Annotated in this window: 7 protein-coding genes; 4 read left to right on the top strand and 3 right to left on the bottom strand. The window is 50.8% G+C overall.

Translation table 11 applies throughout. From position 1 onward, the window contains the following. Positions 1-312: 312 nt before the first annotated feature. Positions 313-822: a gamma carbonic anhydrase family protein gene (locus tag ACIQ20_RS16175; RefSeq protein ID WP_395782130.1), complete on the bottom strand. Its 510-nt coding sequence runs from the start codon at positions 820-822 to the stop codon at positions 313-315. 14 nt (positions 823-836) lie between these two features. Then, positions 837-1,532: a GntR family transcriptional regulator gene (locus ACIQ20_RS16170; protein ID WP_395782128.1), complete on the bottom strand. Its 696-nt coding sequence runs from the start codon at positions 1,530-1,532 to the stop codon at positions 837-839. Between the two features lie 113 nt (positions 1,533-1,645). Between ACIQ20_RS16170 and ACIQ20_RS16165 the strand changes: the two genes are divergently transcribed. The 4 genes from ACIQ20_RS16165 to ACIQ20_RS16150 are packed head-to-tail and all read left to right on the top strand — an operon-like array spanning position 1,646 to position 3,275. After that, a complete protein-coding gene (locus ACIQ20_RS16165; protein ID WP_395782126.1) occupies positions 1,646-2,164 on the top strand; it encodes a nuclear transport factor 2 family protein in 519 nt (172 codons plus the stop codon). Continuing rightward, on the top strand, positions 2,161-2,547 hold the full coding sequence (locus ACIQ20_RS16160; protein WP_395782124.1) for a hypothetical protein: 387 nt from the start codon (positions 2,161-2,163) through the stop codon (positions 2,545-2,547). The genes ACIQ20_RS16165 and ACIQ20_RS16160 overlap by 4 nt, the downstream gene beginning before the upstream one ends. After that, positions 2,538-2,900 carry a hypothetical protein gene (locus ACIQ20_RS16155; RefSeq protein WP_395782123.1) on the top strand — a complete coding sequence of 121 codons (363 nt, stop codon included), beginning with the start codon at positions 2,538-2,540 and terminating at the stop codon, positions 2,898-2,900. Before ACIQ20_RS16160 ends, ACIQ20_RS16155 begins: the two co-directional genes overlap by 10 nt. A gap of 3 nt (positions 2,901-2,903) precedes the next feature. Further along, positions 2,904-3,275, top strand: coding sequence for a DUF4345 family protein (locus ACIQ20_RS16150; RefSeq protein WP_395782121.1), 372 nt, complete (start codon positions 2,904-2,906; stop codon positions 3,273-3,275). A 189-nt stretch (positions 3,276-3,464) separates the two neighbouring features. Here ACIQ20_RS16150 and ACIQ20_RS16145 read toward each other — a convergent pair. Further along, a partial coding sequence (locus ACIQ20_RS16145) for an inositol monophosphatase family protein (protein WP_395782119.1) occupies positions 3,465-3,694 on the bottom strand: 230 nt, incomplete at its 5' end.

Below are 3,694 nucleotides of genomic sequence, written 5' to 3'. Positions count from 1 at the left end.
GCCCAAGGCCCTAAAACCCGCGCCCAACCCCCACCTTTGGCGAAATCCCCATAGCACCACCCGACAACAACCAAGATTCGTTCCCTGGACACTTTCGTACGCCAAGAGGCATCCGAAACCCTTCACATACCAAGTCATAAAACGACCTTTCAGATCTTCCAGAAAGCGGACGCAATACGATCTATGCGAAGTGTTGCGCTTAGAAAATTGGTTTCCGATTCTTTTGTAGTCGTTGGACCGAATATCTGTCCATTTTGACTAGAAGCCCTATAATGGTGGAAATACCAATCAATGCGTCCCACTATATCGGTCTTATACTAGCCGATCTTCGCCATTTGCATAGCCTCGTGCGATCTGCTCATAGATTCGAGCATTCATTAGATTGGCATCGGAACAGTCTCGCTCTTTAATCAATCGCGCTGGCGATCCCGCTATCACGGAATTAGGTGGAAATTCCTGACCAGACCGCACGAGACTGTGTTCAGCAACAATGGAATTGGCACCTATTTTTGCTCCGTCCATGATGGTTGAATTGATCCCAATCAAGCATCGATCACCGATTTCACAACCGTGGAGTGTTACGTGGTGGGTTATCGAGCAGTCGTCGCCGACAATTGTTGGCGTAAAGTTTCCGACATGGACCATAACAAAATCTTGGATATTGGTTCGCGCACCAATCTGGATTTCATGTGCCTCGGAACGCTTGACAACATAAGGGAAAACAGACGCTCCTGCACCAATCCGCACTTTGCCGTAAATCAGGGCCGAAGGATGGATGAAAGCGGTGTCGGCGATGATAACATCATGACCTCTGGTAAACATAGCTTTTATCTCTATCATTTTAGGTTGATTGGCAAATTGCTGATTAGGGCATGGTTCAACACCAACATACGCGCATGTTCAATATGATGACGTGCTGCATTTTTTGCACCTTCCCGGTCGCCCGCCTCAAAAGCGACGATCAAGGCTTCATGTTGACTGTCGGCGTTGTAACGTTCCGCCTCGCTACCCCTTGGACCAAAAAGGCCCAACCGAACCAAGCGTTGCATTTCGTCGGCCAGTGATTCCAACAGAAGAAATAAACGGCGATTCCCTGTGGCGGAGGCAATTTCTGCGTGAAAAGCCCGGTTGTCTTCGACAAAGTCGAGCTGTTGGGCGTCGTTACCCGCCAAGTGAGCTGAACTGTTTAGATTTCGCAACTTTGCGATGTCGACCTTACCAATGGCTAAAACAGCAGCCTGTGGCTCTATCATTAAGCGCAATTCGAATAGCTCGCGAATAGAAGCGACGGTGATTGGTGTCACTAAAAAGCCGTGACGTGCTACAGGTTCGACCAAACCAACCTCAGCTAGGCGCATAAGGGCGGCACGCGTGGCAGCGCGGGCGAGACCAAATCGCCCCGACAATTCAGCTTCCGAAAAGCTAGTCCCGGGTGGCAAATGGCAGAGAATGATCGCGTTCTTGATGAGTCTCAGCGCCTGATCGCTTTGTCGTTCGCTTTGCGCGTCGCTCCGGGAAAATGCTTTGGCCATCTGAGGTTTTTTCCCCTTGAATGCACTATTGCCAGCCCATCACGCTATAACATCTTATTGACATGTTACAAGCGGCTCGGTTAAAGGCAGGGCATCGTTTGGAGGGCGCAGCTATGAAAAGACTCAAAAATTTCGTTATGGCGATCGCCTTCGTGCTCGCAGTGCCTACACAATCGGTTGTCGCCCAATCACCGCCTACTGGTGAACTTCAACCATTGGTGCAGAGATATGCCGAGGCTTGGGCGAGCCGTGATGCGGGACGGATTGTTGCGCTGCATAGTGCGGATTCCACATTCCGTCTGTTCATCGACGGCGCAGCGCCAGCAAAAGGGCAAGAGGCAATCCGTCAGCAGTTTCAAAAAATCCTGACTGACAATCCAACGTATCGGTCAACCGTTCGGTCGCTGAGTTTAGGGAGTGATAACGTCGTCATTGAGTATGACATTCACATGGACCCACCCCGTGCTTTCACATTTGGCGCATCCCGCTACGTCCCAAACGGGCGCGCATATCTTCTTCCCGCGATTGACGTCATCTATTTTAGAGATGGGTTGGTCACCGCGAAACATACTTACCTTGATGCAACCGTAATCCGACATAACAGCCGCAGTGCCAGCAGGGTGCGCCAATGAACCGGGCAATTCTGATTGGCCTTGGCATGGTTTGGATGCTGACGGGCGTTTACATATTTGCGCGACCTATGGATTTTTACGAAGTGACGCCCGGCTTAAAATTGATGGGGCCATTCAACATGCATTTTATCAGCGATGTTGGACTGGCTTTTCTTGCTAGTGGTGGTGCATTGACCTGGGGAGCCAGCACCACAACGCGCAATATTGCTATCGCGGGAATTGCTTGGCCATTTCTTCACGCGCTCTTCCATATCCAGATTTGGGGCCATCGCGGCTTCCCATTCGACGGAATATTCGCGTTTGATTTTGCACTCGTCATTTGCCCAGCTCTCTTGGCTCTTGCACTGACGACTACGTTAAAGGAGCAACCTGCATGTTCGTGAAAATCTGCTGGGCTTTACTTGCCTTGATCCACCTTCTGCCCTCGCTTGCTGTGTTCAAACCGGACCTCCTAACAAAGATGTATCGTGTCGAAGCTGGATCCGACATCTTCACGCTGATGCATCATCGTGCAGCTCTTTTCCTCATAGTCTTCATCATAGCTATTTGGGCTGCCTTACGACCGGAAGTCCGCCACCTTGCAACATTTGCTGTCGGGATCAGTATGTGCAGTTTCATTTTGCTCTGGTGGCTCGCGGGTGCTTCACCGGCGCTCAAAAGTATCGCCGTGGCTGACATGATTGGCATCCCCATTTTGCTCTTTGTCGGATGGCAAGCATTTAAAGTAGGAGGGTAGCGTATGTTGGGTACAATCGGCGTTTTGCTTGGGGCTTTGTTTTTTGGCGCGATTGGCGTGACCGCAATGTTCCGCCCCCACAATTTACTCAAAGATTTTGGCATCGAGACTACGGCAATCGATAGCCGTAACGAGGTGCGCGGTATCTATGGTGGGTTCCCACTCGCTGTGTCCGGGTTGCTCCTATTCAGCTTGACCCGTCCCGATCTGTCAAACGGTATATTGTTCGCGCTTGCCGCGTGTTCTGCCGGGATGGCAATTGGCCGGATCACCTCTGCAATTGTGGATCGACATTTGGGAAAAATTCCCTTGCTTTGGGGGATACTGGAGGTGATTGTCGCCTTCCTGATCGCGAGCAATATTACGGCGAGATGAGATGCTGGTTTAACATTTCGGTGCATCCAAAAGCACCTATTACGCCCGAAAGTGCCCGTGTTCGTAACACGCAGCCTCAAAAAAGCCAATCAATCTGTCTTAAGGATCAAGCATCGAATGGTCCGCTTATCTGCAGCCAACAGACAATTGCAGACCAGCCGCATTCGGCGCAATAAGTAGCCAAATCTGTCACTGATTGTTCGCTATGGATTCGATTGAAAATCGCCCACCGCCGAGAGGCACAACATTAGTTTGAAGACCAGCATTTCGGCAAATCGTCGAAGCTGCTGCGATGTCCCAGATCATGCAACCGTGCTCAACATAGCCATCGAGGCGTCCCAAGGCGGCGCTGGCAAGTGAAAAGACCGCTGACCTATATCGAACAACGGTATATCCTTGTGCTCTTAACTTGCTGGCCC

It is taken from the genome of Aquidulcibacter sp., from assembly GCF_044346625.1.
In the GTDB taxonomy this organism is placed as follows: Bacteria; Pseudomonadota; Alphaproteobacteria; order Caulobacterales; family Aquidulcibacteraceae; genus Aquidulcibacter.
This window is presented reverse-complemented; position numbering and strand designations above follow the sequence as displayed.